This window comes from Alicycliphilus denitrificans, from assembly GCF_044792555.1.
Classification (GTDB): domain Bacteria; phylum Pseudomonadota; class Gammaproteobacteria; order Burkholderiales; family Burkholderiaceae_C; genus Alicycliphilus; species Alicycliphilus denitrificans_A.
Genome location: NZ_CP126238.1, coordinates 2,360,510 through 2,379,779, shown reverse-complemented (window position 1 = coordinate 2,379,779; position 19,270 = coordinate 2,360,510). Strand labels below are relative to the sequence as shown.

At 63.0% G+C, this 19,270-nt stretch carries 14 protein-coding genes, 1 pseudogene and 1 other annotated feature; of the genes and pseudogenes, 11 read left to right on the top strand and 4 right to left on the bottom strand.

What is annotated here, in order from left to right; translation table 11 throughout:
- Positions 1-26 precede the first annotated feature (26 nt).
- Positions 27-1,439: a short-chain fatty acyl-CoA regulator family protein gene (locus tag P7644_RS11345; RefSeq protein WP_404299172.1), complete on the bottom strand. Its 1,413-nt coding sequence runs from the start codon at positions 1,437-1,439 to the stop codon at positions 27-29.
- Positions 1,440-1,555: 116 nt separating this feature from the next.
- Between P7644_RS11345 and P7644_RS11340 the strand changes: the two genes are divergently transcribed.
- From P7644_RS11340 to P7644_RS11320, 5 genes are all read left to right on the top strand, one after another.
- On the top strand, positions 1,556-1,948 hold the full coding sequence (locus P7644_RS11340) for an acyl-CoA thioesterase (RefSeq protein ID WP_404299170.1): 393 nt from the start codon (positions 1,556-1,558) through the stop codon (positions 1,946-1,948).
- Between the two features lie 2 nt (positions 1,949-1,950).
- On the top strand, positions 1,951-3,120 hold the full coding sequence (gene prpC, locus P7644_RS11335) for a 2-methylcitrate synthase (protein WP_404299169.1): 1,170 nt from the start codon (positions 1,951-1,953) through the stop codon (positions 3,118-3,120).
- 115 nt (positions 3,121-3,235) lie between these two features.
- Positions 3,236-5,863: a Fe/S-dependent 2-methylisocitrate dehydratase AcnD gene (acnD, locus tag P7644_RS11330; RefSeq protein WP_404299167.1), complete on the top strand. Its 2,628-nt coding sequence runs from the start codon at positions 3,236-3,238 to the stop codon at positions 5,861-5,863.
- Between the two features lie 39 nt (positions 5,864-5,902).
- Positions 5,903-7,090 carry a 2-methylaconitate cis-trans isomerase PrpF gene (gene prpF / locus P7644_RS11325; protein ID WP_404299166.1) on the top strand — a complete coding sequence of 396 codons (1,188 nt, stop codon included), beginning with the start codon at positions 5,903-5,905 and terminating at the stop codon, positions 7,088-7,090.
- A gap of 87 nt (positions 7,091-7,177) precedes the next feature.
- A complete protein-coding gene (locus tag P7644_RS11320; protein ID WP_404299165.1) occupies positions 7,178-8,038 on the top strand; it encodes an oxaloacetate decarboxylase in 861 nt (286 codons plus the stop codon).
- Between the two features lie 52 nt (positions 8,039-8,090).
- Here P7644_RS11320 and P7644_RS11315 read toward each other — a convergent pair whose 3' ends face one another.
- On the bottom strand, positions 8,091-8,990 hold the full coding sequence (locus P7644_RS11315) for a LysR family transcriptional regulator (protein ID WP_404299163.1): 900 nt from the start codon (positions 8,988-8,990) through the stop codon (positions 8,091-8,093).
- 101 nt (positions 8,991-9,091) lie between these two features.
- Between P7644_RS11315 and metE the strand changes: the two genes are divergently transcribed.
- Complete coding sequence (metE, locus tag P7644_RS11310) at positions 9,092-11,386, top strand: 5-methyltetrahydropteroyltriglutamate--homocysteine S-methyltransferase (protein ID WP_404299162.1); 2,295 nt, start codon at positions 9,092-9,094, stop codon at positions 11,384-11,386.
- 104 nt (positions 11,387-11,490) lie between these two features.
- Positions 11,491-12,486: pseudogene (locus P7644_RS11305) on the top strand (methionine synthase).
- 196 nt (positions 12,487-12,682) lie between these two features.
- Here P7644_RS11305 and P7644_RS11300 read toward each other — a convergent pair.
- Positions 12,683-13,735, bottom strand: a complete 1,053-nt coding sequence (locus P7644_RS11300; protein ID WP_404299161.1) for a tyrosine-type recombinase/integrase — start codon at positions 13,733-13,735, stop codon at positions 12,683-12,685.
- Between the two features lie 131 nt (positions 13,736-13,866).
- Here P7644_RS11300 and P7644_RS11295 point away from each other — a divergent pair, with 131 nt between their 5' ends.
- The 3 genes from P7644_RS11295 to P7644_RS11285 all read left to right on the top strand — a co-directional run bounded on the left by P7644_RS11295 (position 13,867) and on the right by P7644_RS11285 (position 16,505).
- Positions 13,867-14,631, top strand: coding sequence for a DNA-binding protein (locus P7644_RS11295; RefSeq protein WP_404299160.1), 765 nt, complete (start codon positions 13,867-13,869; stop codon positions 14,629-14,631).
- Positions 14,609-15,705, top strand: a protein-coding gene (locus tag P7644_RS11290; RefSeq protein ID WP_404299148.1) for an IS3 family transposase whose coding sequence is annotated in 2 segments (ribosomal slippage) — positions 14,609-14,861 and positions 14,861-15,705 — 1,098 coding nt in all. Because the reading frame shifts where the segments join, the coding sequence is not laid out codon by codon here. Before P7644_RS11295 ends, P7644_RS11290 begins: the two co-directional genes overlap by 23 nt.
- Before the next feature lie 146 nt (positions 15,706-15,851).
- Positions 15,852-16,505: an McrB family protein gene (locus tag P7644_RS11285; protein ID WP_404299159.1), complete on the top strand. Its 654-nt coding sequence runs from the start codon at positions 15,852-15,854 to the stop codon at positions 16,503-16,505.
- Here the strand turns inward: P7644_RS11285 and P7644_RS11280 are convergent.
- Positions 16,497-17,731 (bottom strand): IS3 family transposase gene (locus P7644_RS11280; RefSeq protein WP_085947515.1). Its coding sequence is split into 2 segments (ribosomal slippage): positions 16,497-17,443 and positions 17,443-17,731, totalling 1,236 coding nucleotides; the frame shifts between segments, so codons are not numbered across the junction. The genes P7644_RS11285 and P7644_RS11280 overlap by 9 nt on opposite strands.
- Positions 17,337-17,453, bottom strand: a sequence feature (AL1L pseudoknot). (Overlaps the previous gene by 117 nt.)
- 416 nt (positions 17,732-18,147) lie before the next feature.
- Between P7644_RS11280 and P7644_RS11275 the strand changes: the two genes are divergently transcribed.
- On the top strand, positions 18,148-19,221 hold the full coding sequence (locus P7644_RS11275; protein ID WP_404299158.1) for an McrC family protein: 1,074 nt from the start codon (positions 18,148-18,150) through the stop codon (positions 19,219-19,221).
- Positions 19,222-19,270: the final 49 nt, after the last annotated feature.

Below are 19,270 nucleotides of genomic sequence, written 5' to 3'. Positions count from 1 at the left end.
AACACCGCAACCGGCGCCAGCCGGGATCAGGAAGCAAAGCCGTAGGGGTTGAACCGGCTCAGGTTCTCATCCACGTCCAGCGGCCGTCCCAAGTAGGGAAAGGCACGCTGCGGGCAGCGGTCCCGCTCGCAGGTCTTGCAGCCCATGCCAATGGGCACGGCCGCGTTGGGGGCATGCAGATCCAGTCCCCGGGCATAGACGAGGCGGCTGGCGTGGCGCACGTCGCAGCCCAGGCCGATGGAGAACGTCCTGGAAGGCGAACCGTACCCGCCCTGGCTGCGCGAGATCGAGCGGGCCACCCACAGGTAACGCCGCCCATCGGGCATGCTTGCCAGCTGGGACAGGATGCGCCCAGGCTGCTCGAAGGCTTCGTACACGTTCCACAGAGCGCAGGTGCCGCCCGTTCGGCTGAAGTGAAAATGGGTGGCCGATTGGCGTTTGGAGATGTTGCCTGCGCGGTCCACGCGCACGAAGAAGAATGGCACGCCCGGCGCCTCCAGGCGCTGTAGCGTGCTGAGCCGGTGACACACGGTCTCGAACCCCACGCCAAAGCGCCGCTCCAGCAGCGCGATGTCATAGTGCAGCGACTCCGCTGCCGCAAGGAACTCGCCATAGGGCAGCAGCAATGCGCCCGCGAAGTAGTTGGCCAGGCCGACGCGTGCCAGCTTACGCGCGGCCGTGTCGTGCGTGAAGGCAGGCGCCGCGGTCAGCGCATCGATGGTGTGCGAATGCTCCAGTAACGCCAACTGGGTTGCTAACTGGAAGGCCTGCTGCGCCGCATCGAGGTCGGCGGCTAAGGCCAGCACCCGATGTGCGAGATCGAAGTGGCGCTTGCCTTGCTCCGCATCCTGTGCCCGCACTACACGCAGGCCATGCCGCGCGGTGAGCCGCTGGATCAGCCACGCCACGAGGGTGGTCGAATCGGCGCGGGCTTCGGCGGCCAGGGCCTCGGCGGCACGGTCCAGCGTATCGAAATGGTTCTTGTGCGAGAAGAAGAAGTCGCGCACCACTTCGAAAGGCATGGCCACGGAGGCGGCCGCGTCCGACCGTCCGTCGCCCAGTCGCAGCGACATCATCTCGATGCGCTCCATGGCCGACAAATGCCGACGGTGCATGGCCAGGATGGCATGCCCCAGTGCGGGCATCTGCGCAGCCACTTCCTGCAGCTCCGGCAAGGCGATGGGCTCGGGGGCATCCACCAGCGCCTCCTGGAGTGCGGCGATGAGCCGCGCCTCATCGTCCTCGGCGAACTGCTGGATATCAATGCCCAGAGTCCGGTGGAGCTTGAGTAACACCGACACGGTCAACGGCCGCTGGTTCTGCTCAAGCTGGTTCAGGTAGCTGGGCGACAGCCCCAGGGTGTGAGCCAGCGCGATTTGCGACATCCCGCGCTCGGCGCGCAGCGCCCGCAGCCGCACGCCCATGAATGTTTTCTTCATGCTCCATTTTTGCAGAAAAAACATTCGCAAAATTTGCAAGCGCCACCCATTTTCTTCGCATTCATTCGCTTTTTTAGTGCTTACGGCGCGGTTTTATTTTGCGTAAATTGCGAAAAATGACGACGCCACATGGAACCACTGAGCTGCATGAACTGGTATTGCCCGCGCAAGCCAACCACCACGGAACGCTGTTCGCAGGGCAGGGCCTGCAGTTGCTGGCCAAGGTCGCCTTTCTGGCCGCACGCAGCCTGGCGCAGCGCGAAGTGGTGATGGCTTCGGTGTCGGGTGTCGACTTCCTGGCCCCGGTGCCCGTAGGTCACGCGCTCACGCTGCGTGCCTGGGTCAGCCGCGTGGGGCGCACGTCGATGACGGTGTGCGTGACCGGCCTGGCGGAGCTGCCCGGCTTGCCCGCCGAAGAAGTGCTCAAGGGAATGTTCGAGATGGTCGCAGTCGACTCCGCGAGCCGTCCCATTGCCATCCATTGTTCTTATCTGAATCAGGAGACCTAATCATGAGTTCCACGACCGCCCCCACCACGGCGACCACTGCGACCAGGCCCAAGAAGTCCGTTGCCCTCTCGGGCGTCGAGGCCGGCAACACCGCCCTGTGCACCGTGGGCCGCACCGGCAATGACCTGCACTACCGCGGCTACGACATCCTCGACATCGCCGAGGTGTGCGAGTTCGAGGAAGTCGCCCACCTGCTGGTGCACGGCAAGCTGCCCACGCGCGCCGAACTGAAGGCCTACAAGGCCAAGCTCAAGGCCCTGCGCGGCCTGCCCGGCAGCGTGAAGGCGGCCCTGGAGCAATTGCCTGCCGCCAGCCACCCCATGGACGTGATGCGCACCGGCGTCTCGGCCCTGGGCTGCGCGCTGCCTGAGAAGGACGACCACAATCTGCCCGGAGCGCGCGACATTGCCGACCGCCTGATGGCGTCACTGGGCAGCATGCTGCTGTACTGGTACCACTTCAGCAATTCTGGCCGCCGCATCGAGGTAGAGACCGACGACGACTCCATTGGCGGCCACTTCCTGCACCTGCTGCACGGTGAAAAGCCGTCGGAAGGTTGGGTGCGCGCCATGCACACCTCGCTCAACCTGTATGCCGAGCACGAGTTCAACGCCAGCACCTTCACCGCCCGCGTGATCGCCGGCACGGGCAGCGACATGTATTCGAGCATCTCGGGTGCCATTGGCGCGCTGCGCGGCCCCAAGCATGGTGGCGCCAACGAGGTGGCGTTCGAGATCCAGAAGCGCTATGACAACCCCGAGCAGGCCGAGGCCGATGTCCGCCGCCGCGTGGATGCCAAGGAGGTGGTGATCGGCTTCGGCCACCCCGTGTACACCGTGAGCGACCCGCGCAACGTCATCATCAAGGGCGTGGCCAAGCACCTGTCGGAAGAGGCGGGCAGCACCAAGATGTACGACATTGCCGAGCGGCTGGAATCGGTAATGTGGGAAGTGAAGAAAATGTTCCCCAACCTCGACTGGTTCAGCGCCGTGAGCTACCACATGATGCAGGTGCCCACCGCCATGTTCACGCCGCTGTTTGTCATCGCGCGCACCAGCGGCTGGGCAGCGCACGTGATCGAGCAGCGCGTGGACAACAAGATCATCCGTCCCAGCGCCAACTACACCGGGCCGGAAGACCAGAAGTTCGTGCCCATCGAGGAGCGCATCTGACAAAAACCATAGCTGCCAGCGTTTTACAGCTGCCAATTACAGGCCATTTTTACGCTGAAAATGTCTATGAAAAAGCGTTTGCAGCTATCAGAAGAATAGTGAACCTGCCCGCCCCATGACGAAAACCGCCCACCGCAAACCCCTTCCCGGCACGTCCCTGCAGTATTTCGACGCGCGCGAGGCCGTCGAACAACTCCAGCCCGGCGCCTGGGCCAGGCTGCCCTACACGGCCCGCGTGCACGCCGAGAACCTGGTGCGCCGCGCTGAGCCCGCACAGCTCAACACCTACCTGCGCCAGCTCATCGAGCGCAAGCGCGACATCGACTTTCCGTGGTTCCCCGTGCGCGTGGTGTGCCACGACATCCTGGGTCAGACCGCGCTGGTCGATCTGGCCGGCCTGCGCGATGCGATAGCGAAAGAGGGCGGCGACCCTGCCGCCGTGAACCCCGTGGTGCCGGTGCAGCTCATCGTGGACCACTCGCTGGCCGTGGAGTGCGGCGGTTTCGACCCCGACGCCTTCCGCAAGAACCGCGAGATCGAGGACCGTCGCAACGAGGACCGCTTCCACTTCATCGAGTGGACGAAGAAGGCCTTTGCCAACGTCGATGTGATCCCGGCGGGGAACGGGATCATGCACCAGATCAACCTGGAGAAGATGTCGCCCGTCGTGTACGTGCAGGATGGCGTGGCCTTCCCCGACACCTGCGTGGGCACCGACAGCCACACGCCGCACGTCGATGCCCTGGGCGTCATCGCCGTGGGCGTGGGCGGGCTGGAGGCCGAGAACGTGATGCTGGGCCGCGCCTCGTGGATGCGCCTGCCCGACATCGTGGGCGTGCGGCTGACCGGCAAGCGCCAGCCGGGCATTACTGCCACCGACATCGCATTGGCGTTGACGGAATTCCTGCGCAAGGAGAAGGTCGTCGGCGCCTACGTGGAGTTCTTCGGCGAGGGTGCGGACAGCCTCTCGATCGGCGACCGCGCCACCATCTCCAACATGTGCCCCGAGTATGGCGCCACCGCCGCGCTGTTCTACATCGACCAGCAGACCACCGACTACCTGCGCCTCACGGACCGCAGTCCGGAGCAGGTGCAACTGGTAGAAACCTACGCCAAGGCGGCCGGCTTCTGGCGCACCGACCTGCAAACCGCCGAATATGAGCGCGTGCTGGCGTTTGACCTCTCCAGCGTGGTGCGCAATATGGCGGGCCCGAGCAACCCGCACCGCCGCCTGCCCACCTCGGCCCTGGTGGACCGCGGCATCGCCGGCAAGATCAAGCTGGAAATGGCCCGCGCCGAAGAGGCCGAGGGGCTGATGCCCGATGGCGCCGTCATCATCGCCGCCATCACCAGCTGCACCAACACCAGCAACCCGCGCAACGTGATTGCCGCCGCGCTGCTGGCGCGCAACGCCAATCGCCTGGGCCTCGTGCGCAAACCGTGGGTCAAGACCTCGCTGGCCCCTGGCTCCAAGGCCGTGGAGCTGTACCTGAAGGAAGCGAACCTGCTGGGTGACCTGGAAAAGCAGGGCTTCGGCATCGTCGGCTTTGCCTGCACCACCTGCAACGGCATGAGCGGCGCGCTAGCCCCTGCGATCCAGCAGGAAATCATCGACCGCGACCTGTACGCCACCGCCGTGCTCTCGGGCAACCGCAACTTCGACGGGCGCATCCACCCGTATGCCAAGCAGGCGTTCCTGGCCTCGCCGCCGCTGGTGGTGGCCTATGCGATTGCGGGCACGGTGCGCTTCGACATCGAGAACGACGTGCTTACGGTGGTGGATGGCAAGGAAATTCGCCTGAAGGACATCTGGCCCAGCGATGAGGAGATAGACGTCATCGTCGCCCGCGCCGTCAAGCCCGAGCAGTTCCGCGCCGTCTATGAACCGATGTTTGCCATTCGCCAGGATGATGGCGAGGCCGTGAGCCCGCAGTACGACTGGCGCCCGCAGTCCACCTACATCCGCCGCCCGCCGTACTGGGACACGGAAGGCGTGGGCGCGCTGGCGGTCTTCCCGCGCACGAACAAAGGCATGCGCCCGCTGGCCCTGCTGGGCGACAACATCACCACCGACCATCTGTCGCCGTCCAACGCCATCCTGGCCGACAGCGCGGCCGGTGAATACCTCGCCAAGATGGGCCTGCCCGAAGAAGACTTCAACTCCTACGCCACGCACCGCGGCGACCACCTGACGGCGATGCGCGCAACGTTTGCCAACCCGCAGCTCGTCAACGAAATGGCGGTGGTCGATGGTCAGGTGAAGAAGGGTTCGCTGGCGCGCATTGAGCCCGAGGGCCGGGTGGTGTGCATGTGGGAGGCCATCGAGACCTATCTGAACCGCCGTCAGCCGCTGATCATCATCGCTGGTGCCGACTACGGCCAGGGCTCCAGCCGCGACTGGGCTGCCAAGGGCGTGCGCCTGGCGGGCGTTGAAACGGTGGTGGCCGAGGGCTTCGAGCGCATCCACCGCACCAACCTGATCGGCATGGGCGTGTTGCCGCTGGAGTTCCAGCCGGGTGTGAACCGCCTGACGCTGCAGCTGGACGGCACCGAGACCTACGATGTGCAAGGCGCGCTGCAGCCGCGTGCCGAGCTGACGCTGGTGGTGCACCGCCGCAGCGGCGAAATGCTCCAGGTGCCTGTGACCTGCCGCCTGGACACCGCCGAGGAAGTCTCGGTGTACGAAGCGGGCGGCGTGCTGCAGCGCTTTGCGCAGGACTTTTTGGCATCGAATCGGGACTAAATCCTTATTAGTCAAGCGCAAGCAGCTATCAAAATTGATATGACCCAGCACCTTCCTCAGATCCGCGTCCCTGCCACCTACCTGCGCGGCGGCACCAGCAAGGGTGTGTTCTTCCGCCTGCAGGATCTGCCCGAGGCGGCACAGCAGCCGGGCCCGGCGCGCGACAGGCTGTTCCAGCGCGTCATCGGCAGCCCCGACCCCTACGGCGCGCAGATCGACGGCATGGGCGGGGCCACGTCGAGCACCAGCAAGTGCGTCATCCTCTGCAAGAGCACGCGCCCCGGCCACGATGTGGATTACCTCTACGGCCAGGTGTCCATCGACAAGGACTTCGTCGACTGGAGCGGCAACTGCGGCAACCTCTCCACCGCCGCCGGGGCGTTCGCCATCCACGCGGGCCTGGTGGATGCCAGCCGCATCCCGGACAACGGCGTTTGCGTGGTGCGCATCTGGCAGGCCAACATTGGCAAGACCATCATTGCCCACGTGCCCATCGCTAATGGCCAGGTGCAGGAAACCGGCGACTTCGAGTTGGACGGCGTGACCTTCCCCACCGCCGAAATCGTGCTGGAGTTCATGGACCCGTCGGACGATGGCGAGGAGGGCGGAGCCATGTTCCCCACCGGCAACCTGGTCGATAAGCTCCATGTCCCCGGCGTCGGCACCTTCCCGGCCACCATGATCAACGCGGGCATCCCCACGGTGTTCGTCAACGCTGCCGACATCGGCTACCAGGGCACGGAGTTGCGCGAGGACATCAACGGCGACCCGGCGCAACTGGCGCGTTTCGAGCACATCCGCGTCGCCAGCGCGCTGCGCATGGGCCTGATCCAGACCCCAGAAGAAGCCGCCACGCGCCAGCACACGCCCAAAATAGCCTTCGTCAGCCCGCCCAAGCGCTACACCGCCTCCAGCGGCAAGGTGATCGAGGCGGCGGATGTCGATCTGCTGGTGCGCGCCCTGTCCATGGGCAAGCTGCACCACGCCATGATGGGCACCTGCGCCGTGGCCATCGGCACGGCGGCGGCCATTCCCGGCACGCTGGTGAATCTGGCCGCCGGCGGCGGCGAGCGCCAGGCCGTGCGCTTCGGCCACCCCTCGGGCACCTTGCGCGTGGGGGCCGAGGCCAGGCAGGTGGACGGCCAATGGCAGGTCACCAAGGCCGTGATGAGCCGCAGCGCCCGCATCCTCATGGAGGGCTGGGTGAGAGTACCGACAACCTCCTGAGCGACTTCGTCGCTTCCCCCTTCTCTCACGCTTCGCGTGGGAAGGGGCGCGCGCCGGTTTCAAGCAATGCGCACACAAGGAAAAGCAATGAACACCAAGCAGCAACTCAAGCAACTCGTCGAGGCCCGCAACGGCCTGATCGTTCCGGGCGCGTTCAACGCGCTGTCGGCCAAGGTAAGCGCCGACCTAGGCTTCAAGGCCATTTATGTGACCGGCGCGGGCGTGACGAATATGTGGTTCGGCATGCCGGACCAGGGCTTCATGGGCCTGCATGAAATCGCCGACCACACCGCGCGCATCCGCGACGCGGTGGACGTGCCGCTCATCGTCGATGCCGACACGGGCTTCGGCAACGCGCTGAACGTGGCCCACACCGTGCGCACGCTGGAGCGCGCCGGGGCCGACTGCATCCAGCTCGAAGACCAGGTGGCGCCCAAGCGTTGCGGCCATTTCAGCGGCAAGGAGGTAATCTCGACCGAGGAGGCCGTGAGCAAGATCAAGGCCGCCGTCGATGCGCGGCGCGACCCCGATTTCCTCATCATGGCGCGCACCGACGCCGCCGCCACGCACGGCTTCGAGGCCGCCGTGGAGCGCGCGCAAAAGTTCGCCGAGGCCGGCGCCGACATCCTATTCGTCGAGGCCGTGACCAAAGCTGAGGAAGTGCGCGCGCTGCCGCAGCGCACTTCCAAGCCGCAGCTGGTGAACATGGTGATTGGCGGTAAGACGCCCATTTTCAATGCCGACCAGCTGGGCGAACTGGGCTTTGGCATCGTGCTGTACGCCAACGCGGCGCTGCAGGGTGCGGTGGCGGGCATGCAAAAGGCCCTGACGGTGCTGCGCGACGAGAAGGAAGTGCGGGAGTCGAGCGGCCTTGTCACCCCGTTCGCCGAGCGCCAGCGCCTGGTTGGTAAGCCCGAATGGGACGCGCTGGAAAAGCGCTACACCTGAATCCGCGACGCTCCTGCCAACGCCCTGCGTCAGGCGCCGCCCACCGCGTCCCCTACGGGATGACTACGGCCGTCGATTGCCGGGCGAGCTCGATGAAAGCCTGAAGGTAGTCGGTGTCCAGGTCCCCCTCGCGCGCGCCCAGGTGAATCTGCTTGGCGATGCCCTGGCGCCCGAGCTTGACTGGCACCACATCCATCGTGCCGGCGTATTCGAGCACCAGCCAGCGTGGCAGGGCGGCCACGCCCCGGCCGCTGGCGACCATCTGCAGCATGATGTCCGTGGTTTCGATGGTCTTGTGCCTGCGCGGAGCGATGCCCGCGGGCCCGAGGAACTGGGTGTAGATGTCCAGCCGCTCGGGGCTTACCGGATAGGTGATGAGGACTTCGTCTGCCAGTTGGGCGGGCCTGGCGTAGGCCTGCTGCGCCAGCGGGTGGCCGCTGCACACCACCAGCACCTGCTCGTAGTCGAACACGGGCTCGAAGCGCAGCCCGGGCTTGTACAGCGGGTCGGGCGTCACGAGCAAGTCGATCTCGTAGCCCAGCAGCGCGCCGATGCCGCCGAACTGGAATTTCTGCTTCACGTCCACATCCACGTCGGGCCAGGCGACGAGGTAGGGCGACACCACCTTGAGCAGCCACTGGTAGCACGGATGGCACTCCATGCCGATGCGCAGGCTGCCGCGCGCTCCTTCGGCGAACTGGCGCAGGCGCTCCTCGGCCAGGTCGAGCTGCGGCAGCACGCGGCCCGCCACCGCCAGCAGGTACTGGCCGGCCTGCGTCAGACGCAGGCTGCGGCCCTCGCGCCGCCAGATGTCGGTGCCGAGCTGCTGCTCCAGCTTCTTCATGCTGTGGCTCAGGGCCGACTGGGTGACACACAGCTTGTCGGCTGCCGCCGTGAGCGAGCCTTGCTTCTCGACCTCCTGCAGCACGGCGAGATGGATGCGCTCTAGCATGATATATGAGCAAAATTGATTGATATGTGAAATAAGACCATTTTACTTCATGTAATGCAGTGCCTAACATGCGCCCGTTTCCTGCTTCTACGAAGACCGACATGACGACGATTCACAACCTTGGCTTTCCCCGCATTGGCGCCCGCCGCGAACTGAAGTTCGCGCTGGAGTCCTACTGGAAGGGTGCCTTCTCGCGCGACGAACTCACGGCCCTGGGCGCACAGTTGCGCAAGCAGCACTGGCAGAACCAGGCAGGCCTGGATCTGGTGCCCGTGGGCGACTTCTCGTTCTATGACCAGGTGCTGGACATGAGCTTCCTGCTGGGCAACCTGCCCGAGCGCGTCCAGGGCTTCCACGGCGACGCGCTGGACAACTACTTTCGCGTGGCGCGCGGCCGCTCGGCCAAGGGCACAGAGGAGCACAGCGCCTGTTGCGGCGGCGTAGCGGCGGGGGAGATGACCAAGTGGTTTGACACTAACTACCACTACATTGTTCCTGAGTTCACCGCCCCCACCCAGTTCAAGCTGGATGCTTCGCGCCTGCTGGCGCAACTGGCCGAAGCCAAGGCGCAGGGCGTTAGGCCGAAGCCGGTGATCGTCGGCCCCGTGACCTATCTGGCCATTGGCAAGGCAAAGGACGACTCGAACAAACTGGCCTTGCTGGAGCGCCTGCTGCCGGTCTACGCCGAACTGCTCGAGATCCTGGCTAAGCAGGGCGTGGAATGGGTGCAGATCGACGAGCCCATCCTGGTGACGGAGCTGGATGCCGACTGGCAGCATGCCTTCAATACCGCCTACCACCAACTGAAGGCGGCCAGGGTCAAGATCCTGCTGGCCACCTATTTTGGTCAGTTGCAGGAGAACGCCTACCTGGCAGCCAACCTTCCCGTGGCTGGCCTGCACGTGGACGTCATCAACGACCGTGATGGCGTACAACCATTGATCAACCTGTTACCTGCGCACAAAGTGCTGTCGCTGGGCGTGATCAACGGCCGCAATATATGGAAGACCGACCTAACGGCCGTGCTCGACTGGGTGGAGCCCCTGGCACAGCGGCTGGAAGCCCGTCTTTGGATTGCCCCGTCGTGCTCGCTGCTGCACGTGCCGGTGGACCTGAACAGCGAACAAAAGCTCGATGTCGAGGTCAAATCCTGGCTAGCGTTCGCGCTGCAAAAGCTCGATGAACTGAAGCTGCTGGGCCGTGCCCTGAACGAAGGCCGTGCAGCCGTGGAAGCAGAGCTGGCCGCCAACAAAGCCGCGCTGGATGCGCGCCGCGCCTCGCCGCGCGTGCACAACCCCGCAGTCCAAGCTGCGGTTGCCCGGATCTCTTCCGACCTGGGCCGGCGCGAGAGCGCCTATGCCAAGCGTGCCCCCAAGCAATCAGCACTGCTGAATCTACCCGTTTATCCCACGACGACGATTGGCTCCTTCCCTCAGACCGCCGAGATCCGCCATGCGCGCAGCGAATTCAAGGCCGGCCGCCTGGACCATCCAGGTTACCAGGCAGCGATGCGTGCTGAGATCGAGCGCAGCGTGCGCGAGCAGGAAAAGCTGGGCTTGGATGTGCTGGTGCACGGCGAAGCCGAGCGCAACGACATGGTCGAGTACTTCGGCGAGCAGCTCGAAGGCTATGCGTTCAGCCAGTTCGGCTGGGTGCAGTCCTATGGCTCGCGCTGCGTTAAGCCACCGATTCTGTTCGGCGACATCAGCCGCCCCAAGGCAATGACGTTGGAATGGATTACCTACGCCCAGTCCCTGACCGACAAGCCCATGAAGGGCATGCTCACGGGCCCGGTCACCATCCTGAACTGGTCCTTCGTGCGCGACGATCAGCCACGCTCGGTCTCATGCAAGCAACTCGCACTGGCCATCCGTGATGAGGTACTGGACCTGGAAAAAGCCGGCGTTCGCATCATCCAGATCGACGAGGCCGCTCTGCGTGAAGGCATGCCACTTCTCAAGGCGCACTGGAAAGAGTACCTGGACTGGGCCGTGGAGTGCTTCCGCATCACAGCCAACGGCGTGCGCGATGAAACGCAGATCCATACCCACATGTGCTACTCGGAATTCAACGACATCATCGCCTCAATCTCAGAGATGGACGCCGACGTCATCACGATCGAAACCTCGCGATCGGACATGGAACTGCTCGATGCGTTCAAGAACTTCCAGTACCCCAACGAAATCGGCCCCGGTGTGTACGACATCCACTCCCCCAATATTCCGACGCAGGAACATATCGTTCAGTTGATGAAGAAGGCGGCCGAGCGCATCCCGACGGACCGCTTGTGGGTAAACCCCGACTGTGGCTTGAAAACACGGCAGTGGCCGGAAGTGATCGCAGCGCTGGCCAACATGGTTTCTGCGGCGAAGGCGCTGCGCGCCAGCGCTTCCTGACTTCAGCCGCTATCTTCCACATGACACGCCATTCTGTGGCTACTCGGGAAATACAGTCCCAAAGTACGCTTGCATCCCCTTTTTTGCTGTAAAGGAATCCTCAGATGTTTGAAACATCCATCGCTGGCAGCCTGCCGAAGCCAGCCTGGCTCGCTGAAACCAACAAGCTCTGGCCCCAGTGGAAGGCTGAAGGCGATGCACTTCGCCAGGCAAAGGCCGACGCGACTCTGCTTTGGATCAAGGCCCAGGAAGATGCAGGCCTGGACATCGTGTGCGACGGCGAGCAATCGCGACAACATTTCGTGCATGGCTTCCTTGAGCGGATCGAAGGCATCGACTTCGAGCACAAGGTGAAGATGGGCATCCGCGACAACCGCTACGACGCGATGGTGCCGCAGGTGGTTTCGGCCCTGCGTCTGAAGGGCCGCGTGCATGCCTTCGAAGCACAACTGGCGCGCGCGCACACCAAGAAGAAGCTGAAGTTCACGCTGCCCGGCCCCATGACCATCGTCGACACCGTGGCAGACCGCTTCTAAGGCGACAAGGTCAAAATGGCCTTCGCGTTTGCGGAGCTGCTCAACCAGGAGGCGCTCGCGCTGCAGGCCGATGGCGTGGACATCATCCAGTTCGACGAGCCCGCCTTCAATGTCTACATGAAGGATGCCGCCGACTGGGGCGTGCAGGCGCTCGAGCGCGCGGCGCAGGGCTTGACCTGCACGACGGCAGTGCACATTTGCTACGGCTACGGCATCAAGGCCAACACCGACTGGAAGAGCACCCTGGGCGATGAATGGCGCCAGTATGAAGCGGTGTTCCCCGCGCTTGCTCGCAGCCGCATCGACCAAGTGAGCCTGGAGTACATCCACTCCCATGTGCCTCCCGACCTGATGAAGCTGCTGGCCGGCAAGGACGTGCGGGTCGGCGTGATCGATGTGGCCAGCGACATGGTCGAGACACCCGAGGAAGTCGCCGACACCATCGGCCGGGCGCTGGAGTTCGTGCCGAAGGAACGACTGTTCGCGTGCACGAATTGCGGCCTGGCGCCGATGGGTCGGGACGTGGCATGGCGCACTCCTGATCGTCCAGCCGAATCATCTTAGTAGCGAAGTCGGTGGCGCGACACATCCCGCGCTGCTAATAAGTATTGGGGGCACATAGCGCCCCCAACGGGGGTGCGCCTGTGCGTGGACCGGCCGAGCTAATTACTAATCGCCGCTAGACGGTTGTGACAGGGATACATATTGGCTGGGGGCCTGGAGAAGCGCCGACTTCTGTGATGGTCGGAGCCTTCAAAAATCATAGCAGTTTCGCTGCTGGGTTGTCTTTAGACGGGCGGTAATATCCAACAACGCTGGAGACGCTCCGATGCCCTGTCATCGCCATCGCATCCGCGAGTGGAACCCTTTGGATTGCAGCCTCTGTCACAAAACCAGACCGCAATGAGTGCGCAGAAAACGCATCGGACAAGCCGGCAAGCTTCGCTCGCGCGCGAACGATGTCGCGCACGGCAGCAGGGGAGAGGGTGGCGCCAAGGTTTCCGCCTTTTCTGACCTGCCTAAAGATCGCTCCGTCCACGATGCCCGAAGCGGTCAACCACGTCTGTAGGGCCTCTCCCGCAATGCCCTCAAGAGGTTTCACGTTCTCCGGGCGATCGGCAGCAGTCTGATTGCTCTTGGAGTAGGCGAGGGTGTAGGAGAAACTGTCCGGTCCATGGCGGCGAAGGTTTTTCATGCTGGCCCCGGCCACTTCCGACCGCCGGCGCCCTCCAGAGGCCCACGCGAAGAGGAGGAGGGCGCGATCACGAAGGCCCTTGAGCGATTCATCGCAGGTGTCCAGGATGGCCATCAAGGGATCCTTGGTCAGCGCATCCTTCTTTTGCGGTAGCGCCCCCCGTTTGCCATAGGCGCGGCGCGTCTTGGCCAACAACTCACGCACCTTGGGATCCTGGCACGGGTTCTTGAGCTCACGCAGTTGATGAGCCTTGGACAGCACCGCAATTCGGTGGATCAAGGTGTTGAGCGCCATCGGGCCCGGCTTTCCCTTGAATCCCGCATCCACCAGTGCCTGGTCAATCGCGCGCGGAAGCTCGTGAACAAGGCCATCGGCCGTGGTCCGCTGCGCGTGGTCCACGATGAACTGCAGAACCGCATTGGCTGGTAGCGGCAACGTGACGGCCTGGCCATACCGAAGGCCAAACCAAGCCGCCCAGTAGCGCAACGCGGAGCGGTAGCTGGCCAGCGTGTTCGCCGACTCGCCCTCACGCATCAGCTCTTCGACGGCCTGCGCCGTCACCTGCGACAGGGCGGACGGTTCCAGGGACGGAGCATTTCTCAAAGACGGCAGGCGCATGGTCAAAACAAGGGTTGGTTGAGCAGTATTTCCAATAACACTACATATGATGTATTGTTTACAACATAATTAACAGATAAGCCACGATAACCATCAATTATCGTGGTCAATTTTGACGCTGGAGTAGGGCGATGCAACTTAGAAATGTTAGAGGGCCTCGTGGCGTGCAGATGGAAGAGGTTTGGGCTGCGGCAGACACCGTTCTGGGATTGGGGGAGCGTCCCACGATTGAACGTGTGCGGCAGCAGCTGGGTCGAGGCTCTCCCAACACGGTGGGGCCTATGCTCGACGGATGGTACGGATCGCTAGCCAAGCGGCTGCAGACACCGGCGGACGGGGTGGAGGGCGTCCAAGACCCCGACAATCAGTTGCCTAATTCTGTCCTTAAGGCTGCAAAGACCTTGTGGGGACGGGCCCTGCAGCAAGCTCACGAAAGCGCCACGGCCCAGTTTTCGAACACCCGCGCTGAACTGGAGGAGCGCGCCGAAGAACTGCGCCAGGCTGAGGAAGAGTTCAAACGCGAGCAGCAGCGTCTCAAAGACCGGAGCGAGGCCTATGCGGTCGCCATGGGGGCCAAGGACGCCCAGATTGCCGAGTTATCCCGCCAGGCACAGGAACTGCAACAGCAACTGCTTGGGTGCCAACAGCAACTAGACAGCGCGCGCTCAGAAGGCGCGCAAATGCGACAAGTTGCGGAAGCAGAGCGCCGGCGAAATGATTCCAAAGATGCAGAGCACCAGATCGAGCGCTCCCGCATCGAAGAACGCGCGCAAGCCCAAGAGCGCAGACTCCATGCCGAGGTTGACCGAATGAAGTCCCCTCGAAAACCTGAACCACCCGGAAGTAGAGAATTCCCCCAGCCGGAGTCTCTACATGAAGAAATCCAGATTCAGTGAAACCCAGATAGTCGGCCTCCTCAAGGAGGTCGAGATGGGCGCCAAGGTCGGCGAGACGTGCAGGAAGCACGGCATCAGCGAACCGACCTACTACAAGTGGAAGAGTCAGTTCTCGGGCATGACGGTCTCACACCTGGCCCAGTTGCGCGAGCTGCAGGAAGAGAACGCCAAGCTCAAGCGCATGTACGCCGACCTGGCGCTGATGCACCACGTGCTCAAGGATGTCGTTGACCGAAAGCTCTGACCCCGGAGCGTCGCGAGATGGTCGTTCAAAGCCTCATGACCGAACATGGCATGAGCCAGCGCCGGGCCTGTGCCGCCAGCGGTATTGCCCGCTCCACGCTGCGCTACCGGCCTGTGCCACGCGACGACTCCGGGGTCATCACCTTCATCCAGACCTACATGGCGCTCAATCCGCGTCACGGGTTCGGGCTGCTGTACGACAGTGCCCGCCACCAAGGCAAACCCTGGGGCAAGACGGTGCTGTGGCGCGTGTATTGCGAGCTGAAGCTGAACCTGCCCCGGCGGGGCAAGAAACGACTGCCGTCGCGCATCAAACAGCCTTTAGTGGCTGCGGGCCAGCCCAATCAGGGCTGGAGCTGCGACTTCATGTCCGATGCCTTGTGGTCTGGCCGGCGCTTCAGAACCTTCAATGTCATCGACGAGTTCAACCGCGAAGGGCTGCGCATCGAGGTCGATACGAGCCTGCCCGCTGCGCGGGTCATCCGCGCCTTGAACGAGTTGGTGGAAGTCCGAGGTGCGCCGCTGTCGATTCGCCTGGACAACGGGCCCGAGTTCATCGCCGATGCGCTGGCGAAATGGGCGCAGTCCAAGGGCATTGCCCTCAACCACATCCAGCCTGGAAAGCCCACGCAGAACGCCTATGTGGAACGATTCAACAAGACCTACCGCACCGAGGTGCTGGACTGCTACGTGTTCGAGTCACTGCAGGAAGTGCGCGACATGACGGCCGACTGGCTGCGCCGTTACAACCACTACCGACCACATGAATCCCTAGGCCGAATCCCCCCGGTCGAGTACCGTGTCAAACTGTTCCCCAACCTCTACTTCTGACTGGCTCAGGAATTCGAGGGGACTTCATTCAGACTGTGTACCGGTTGTGGAATGTGTCATGGCCCAAGCTGCACGAGGCCCTGCTCCACGCCAAAATTTCGTTGCATGGACTTCAGCCCACCGTCTCCAAAGCCCTGGAACCGTATGTGCTCATCATTGATGAAATCAACCGGGGGAACGTCTCGCGCATCTTTGGCGAGCTGATTACGCTTCTCGAACCCTCTAAACGCGCCGGCGCCCATGAGGCTCTGGAAGTTGTGTTGCCGTATTCCAAGGAACGCTTCAGCGTGCCGCGAAACGTGCACTTGCTGGGCACGATGAATACTGCTGACCGTTCACTGGCCGGGCTGGATGTGGCGCTGCGCAGGCGCTTTGTATTTGAAGAGCTGATGCCCAAGCCTGAGTTACTGGAGGGAGTGAGCGTGAGTGTCGGCGGCATCTCCGTATCTGTGGGCGAGCTGCTTAAGGTGATGAACCAGCGCATCGAGGCTTTGCTGGACCGTGAGCACACGCTGGGCCATGCGTACTTCATGCCATTGCGGCAGTCGCCCACACTTTCGACGTTGGCGCACATCTTCCGCCAGCAGGTGCTGCCCTTGCTGCAGGAATACTTCTTTGATGATTGGGAGCGTATCCGCTGGGTGCTTAACGACCATCGAAAGAAGGCGGCTGCGCTGACATTTGTACAAGCCAGCGGACCATCGTTTGACGCACTTTTTGGCTCGGATGTGCAAGTGCCTCGGCACCGCCAAAGCTGTGAACCGCCCCGGCTTTCGAGGAGGCCGATTGGTTTAAGTTGACACTTCTGTCGAGGTGTCGCTGGCGGCGAGTTGCCTCCAGTAGTTTGCCTCAGCTTCTGCCGGAGGGATGCCCCCAATCGGCGTGAGCAGTCGGACGTGGTTGAACCAGTGCACCCATTGCAGGGTGGCCAGTTCCACGGATTCCCTGGTCTTCCAAGGTCCCCGGCGGTGAATCAACTCGGCCTTGTACAGACCGTTGATGGTCTCGGCCAGCGCGTTGTCATAGCTGTCTCCCCTGCTGCCCACCGAAGGTTGTATGCCCGCCTGGTCCAAGCGTTCGGTGTAGCGGATGCTGACGTACTGACTGCCCCTGTCGGAATGGTGCGTCAAGACATGGGCCGCTGGCTGGCGTTCGTACAGAGCCTGCTCCAGGGCATCGAGCACGAAGTCCGTCTGCATGCTGCGACTGACGCGCCAGCCCACGATGCGCCGAGCGTACACATCCACCACAAAGGCCACATACAACCAGCCTTGCCAGGTGGAGACATAGGTGAAGTCCGACACCCATAGCTCGTTGGGACGGCTGGCATGGAAGTGCCGGTTGACGTGGTCCAGCGGGCACGGGGCCGAGGTATCCGGCGTGGTGGTGCGCACCGCCCTGCCACGGCGTGCCCCTTGCAAGCCCATGGCACGCATCAGACGCTCGACCGTGCAGCGCGCCACCACGATGCCCTCGCGGTTCATCTGCAGCCAGACCTTGTCGGCTCCGTAGACCTGCCAGTTGGCGTGCCACACGCGCTGAATGTCGGCCTTCAAACCCTCGTCACGCTGGGCGCGTGCACTGCGCAGTTGCGCGTTGCGTTGCCGGGCTGCGTGGCGCCAGTAACACGACGGGGCCATCTGCAGCGCCCGGCAGATGGGCTCGACCCCGTAGTCATCACGGTGGCGGTCGATGTAGGCCTTCACGACTTGAGTCGGCGGTCGAGCTCCGCCTGCGCGAAAAACGCGCTGGCCGTCTTCAGGATGTCGTTGGCCCGGCGCAATTCTTTGACCTCACGCTCCAGTTCCTTGATGCGCTGCGCATCCGAGGTGGTGGTGCCGGGGCGCTGGCCGCTGTCGACCTCGGCCTTCTTGACCCAGTCGTTCAAGGTCTGTGGCACGCAGCCAATCTTGGGGGCAATCGATTCAATCGCTGCCCACAGCGACGGGTAGTCGGCTCGGTGCTCCTGCACCATGCGCACGGCGCGCTCGCGCACTTCCGGGGAGAACTTCGGTGACTTGTTCATAGCTCCATCTTCTCAAGTGTTGGAGCCTCCTCAAAACCCGGGGCGGTTCACTGGGCCGTCAACGCAGACGCGTTTGACCGTTTGGACAGCTACGCTGCAATTTTGAATGCGGCAGCGGTCACGCCCTCGCCCCAGGCAAGCGCTCTGGTCAAAGAGGACAGCAAGGAAAGTGTGCTGGCGCAGTGAAAACGTGCATGGTCACCGTCCGAGAGCACGCACGCCTGACTACAGGTAGCTGCATTGACAGCCTGGATACTCACCATGTCAGCCCCACCGCATTTGATTGGCTGTGCACTTTGCAGTCACGCTTGCGCCCGGGGGGCGCAAGCCTTCTGGAGGTGGAGGGCCGGCAATGGTTGCGCTTGGACAGTCTAGTAGGCGTGATTCAGACACCATGCGGCACTACCATAGAAATCTTGCCGAAGACGCATGACCATGAAGACGATGCCTCTTGTAGCCGGGCCATGCTCCGTAAGATGGTTGCGTCGTTGTTGGACCTTCCCGCAAAAGAAGCGGGGGAGGCTGCGCTTGAGCATTTTGATGTGCCGCTGACCGAATGGGTCATGCGCCAATTTCTGCTGGCCTTGCAGAGATTGGTACAGCAGGGCTTGCGACAAGACTATGTGCGCGTGGAGGAAGAGCTGCCCTACCTGCGGGGCCAACTTCACACGACCGCCCAAATGCGTCAGCTTCCTGGACGCGCCCATCACTTCCATGTGCGCCATGATGTTTTCGTGCCAGACCGGGCGGAGAACCGTCTCCTCAAGCTGGCTCTGGAGCGTGTGCGCCACGCAACCAACCAGGCCGACAACTGGCGATTGGCCCAAGAGCTGAGTGCACGCCTACACGAGGTGCCCGCCAGCACACAGCCACAGCAGGACTGGCGGGCGTGGTCCCGCACACGCTTGATGCAGCACTATCAGCCTATCTATCCTTGGTGCCAACTGGTGCTGGGGCAAGGCATGCCCGTTGCGCTTGCCGGTGACCAACAGGGGCTGAGCCTGTTGTTTCCGATGGAAAAGCTCTTCGAATCCTACGTGGCCCGCTGGCTACTCAAGCACCTGCCGCAGCATCTATGCCTGACTGCGCAGGCCGCCAGCGAGTACCTTTGCTGGCATGACGGCCGCCGGATGTTCCAGTTGCGCCCTGACCTGCTGCTGCGCAACCACAACGGTGCCGCTGTGATGGTTTTGGACACCAAATGGAAGCGACTGGAGGCAGACAACCGCGCCAACAACTATGGACTGGCCCAGGGAGACTTCTATCAGATGCTGGCCTATGGTCAGCGCTATCTGACGGGGCAGGGAAAGCTGGCGCTGATTTATCCAGCCTGGACGGGGTTTGATGTTCCGCTGCCGATGTTTGAAATGGGGCCTGGGTTACGGATGGAAGTACTTCGATTTGATGTGGAGAATGACAAGCTCTGTATCTCCGACAGCTTTTGGCATCAATCCCCCGTCATTGAGGTGGTAAGTCAACGTCTGGCCTGAACTTCACATCAAAGTTGCAGCCGTCACGGTACTGAATCAAGCTAATAGT